This is a genomic window from Leisingera sp. F5 (genome assembly GCF_001593695.1).
In genome coordinates, this window is the sequence record NZ_LUKH01001424.1 from 1 (window position 1) to 1,035 (window position 1,035).

The 1,035-nt window shown below is 64.4% G+C and carries 1 protein-coding gene; it reads left to right on the forward strand.

The features are described from left to right. Positions 1-394 precede the first annotated feature (394 nt). The coding region (locus A2I95_RS41955; RefSeq protein WP_291738161.1) for an EamA family transporter at positions 395-1,035 on the forward strand (641 nt) is incomplete at its 3' end.

Genomic DNA, 1,035 nt, shown 5'->3' on the forward strand with positions numbered 1-1,035 from the left:
AACCTGGCGGTGGCGGGCTTTGCCTATGATCACGGCAGCCCGGCGCTGGACCATGGTCCGCATGGGCATGGCGCTGACAGTGCCGCGGTGCTGGAAGGCATCGGCATTGCCCCCGAGGCGTTCGAGGCATTGAAAGCGCGGGGAACAGTGGCCTGAAAACGGCGGTCCGTGTTGGTTGAGCGGGGATCTCCCGCCTGCCGGATCTGCATTGAAAATGCAGCCCCCTCAGTTGGGCCAGGGTTTCGTGCGGGCGCGGGAGAGGCTGATTGCCGGGATGAAACAGTATGGGAGCGGCTGCACCGCGATCCAATGCGGACAGGCTGTCCGCTGCTGACGTGCAGATGTCAGCAGCGCAGTGATAGGCAGGCCCGGAAAACTGGAGGGGCGGGCCTTGATGTCACTTAATATCTCTCAGCGTATGGCGGGAATAATCCTGATTGCGGTCTCTGCCGCGGTCTTCAGCTCGGCGGGGATATTCACCCGCTCCGTCACGGCGGCAGCATGGGTCATTATCTTCTGGCGCGGGCTGACCGCAGCGGGGTTTATGCTGGCGTATCTGGGCTTGCGCGGACAACTTGCAGGAGAAGCCCGGGTTTTTGATCGCCGCGCCTGGCTGATTGCGGTGATGGGGGCTTTGGGAAGTGCCGCGTTTATTCCAGCCTTCAAGCTGAGCAGCGTGGCCAATGTGGCGCTGATCTATGCGGCAGCGCCTTTGGCCGCTGCGGGGCTGGCTTGGCTGGCGCTGCGCGAAGCACCGGCGCGCCGGGTGCTGCTGGCAAGTGTTGCAGCGCTGGCCGGTGTGGGGATCATCGTCTCAGGCTCGCTGGGGCGGGGCAGTCTGGCGGGCGATGCCCTGGCGTTGTTCATGACGCTGATGATGGCGGGGATCATGACGGCCTACCGCAAATGGCCGGATGTCACAGCTGCACTGCCCAACGCGGTGTCTGCGCTGCTGCTGTTACCTGTGGCTGCCCTGATGGCGCCGGTGGCAGAGATTCCAGCCGGGGAGCTGCCGGTGCTGGTGCTGTTCGGGCT